Below are 2,044 nucleotides of genomic sequence, written 5' to 3'. Positions count from 1 at the left end.
AGCTATGGTGGATATGGCCAAGCTCCTTCAGAAAATGACTGATCATTCTTCAAGGGTACAGCAATCGATGAATAGAGCCTCTGAACATGCTTCCACTGGAAATGTTTCGGTGAAAGAGGTGACGAACCAAATGAATAAAATCTATGAATCAGTTAAGATATCCACTAGTGAAGTAAAGGGACTCGAAGATCGTTCTACAGAGATTGGACGAATTATTGACACGATTACAAGAATTGCTGAACAAACAAATCTTCTTGCACTTAATGCTGCTATTGAAGCTGCAAGAGCGGGGGAACATGGAAAAGGTTTTGCTGTAGTAGCAGGAGAAGTACGTAAGCTAGCGGAAGAATCTAAAACGTCCGCTATACAAATCAGTCATCTGTTAAAAGAAATTGAAGCGCAGGCAAAGCAGGCTTATCAAAACATGGAAGTCAATACAGAAGAAGTCACACTTGGTATTGCCACTGTCGAAGATGTAAATGAACAATTTTCCACAATCATGGAAGATGTTTTTGCTGCTCAAGAACAAATGAACAAAATGACAAAGGCAACAGGAGAGATTGATGGGTATTCGTTCAAGGTAATGGAGTCTGTCATGGGCCTTTCAGAGGTTGCTAAACAAGCAGCTGCTTATGCTGAAGAAGTAGCTGCGGCTTCACAGGAGGAGTTAGCATCTATAGAAGAACTTGTGGTGTTGGCAGCTACTTTAAAAGCTACGGTAAGTGAACCCTGAAGTTGATCTTGGTATATACGTAATGAGGCTGTGAAAAAAGTATTTTCGTTGCAGGAAGATCCGAACGATGAATGGAGATTCTTGATAGAGAATCCAACTTCGTTTAGATCTTTTCATGGTTGTGTTGGACGTAGGTTTCATGTATGTAGGTGCTTCTAGCTACTGGTTGGAGGGCAAGATGAAGACTTCTGGGGGAAAAGGGGAAGAGGTGAGCCACCCAGGAGCATAAGTGACGAGGAGGCTTAGCTGCCGCCTGCGGAAAGCGAAGGTTTGCACGGAAATCGACAGCGGTGTAACAAACAGTCCAGCTCATGTATCCCATTTCTTCGTCTTCAGCTTGGAGTGATTTAGTTATGTCTCAATCTCTTTTGTTTTATTTATACCCTTTATAGAAAACGATAAATAGAATTGACACGTTATAAAAGCAGTTGTATAGTGAGTACGCAAGGCGGCAGTCTGTCTTTTTTAATTCTTAGTAAACTTATAAGTTAAATAAAATATTTAAGCACTGCATAAGGAGACGAAGAGATGAAAAATGAATTCCGTTTGGCAACAAATGACGACGCAGATAACTTATTGAACTTAACTCTACAAGCATATAAGCCTATTCGAGAGCTAGGCATTCCTTTCTTAGCAGCTACTGCTGATCTTGCCCTCGTTAAGAAAAATATTTCTCAAAACCTTTGCTATGTATATGAAGAAGATAAAAGAATCGCTGCAACTGTGTCTATACGAATGCCTTGGGGAGAACATCCAGGTCCGTTTGCTGTTCCGCATCTTTGGTGGTTCGCAGTAGACCCGTCATTTGCCAGGAAAGGCGTTGGATCTAAGCTGCTGCATCTAGTAGAGKAAGAGATAATAAAAAATATGTTTWAATCACCAGGTGTGTCTTTAGGAACAGCAAAAGAACATCCTTGGTTAGTTGAGATGTATGAACGAAAAGGATATGTTCAAGCTAAAGAAAAGCGCCTTGCAGAAGGTTATATGACCGTATTTCTTTATAAAAAATTCAATAAGGTACACTCTTTGTCGTAAAAGATAGAGAAGTGATCCAAATTAAGAAATGTGAAAGAGTGATAAATATGACAGATCAATTACTACTAAATGAGTTAATAGACATACGCCGTGAGCTGCACCGGTTTCCAGAGCTTTCAATGAAAGAATATGAAACAACTAAACGTATTAAAAAGTGGTTAAAGCACTATGATATTTCTATAGCGGATGCATTCCAATTAGACGTAGGGGCAGTAGCAGAAATTGTAGGAGGAAAGCCGGGACCTACTATCGCTATTCGAGCTGATATTGATGCGC

Annotated in this window: 2 protein-coding genes and 1 pseudogene; all 3 read left to right on the top strand. The window is 40.1% G+C overall.

The annotated features are described in order from the left end of the window. A partial coding sequence (locus AC1DRF_RS24790) for a methyl-accepting chemotaxis protein (RefSeq protein ID WP_477741941.1) occupies positions 1 to 733 on the top strand: 733 nt, incomplete at its 5' end. 528 nt (positions 734 to 1,261) lie between these two features. Next, the gene (locus AC1DRF_RS24785) at positions 1,262 to 1,768 is read left to right on the top strand and encodes a GNAT family N-acetyltransferase (protein WP_477741940.1); all 507 of its coding nucleotides are present in this window, start codon (positions 1,262 to 1,264) and stop codon (positions 1,766 to 1,768) included. Between the two features lie 47 nt (positions 1,769 to 1,815). Next, positions 1,816 to 2,044 (top strand): annotated as a pseudogene (locus tag AC1DRF_RS24780) (amidohydrolase); the annotation flags it as partial.

The sequence above is a fragment of the Priestia sp. P5_B4 genome (assembly GCF_056400385.1).
This window is presented reverse-complemented; position numbering and strand designations above follow the sequence as displayed.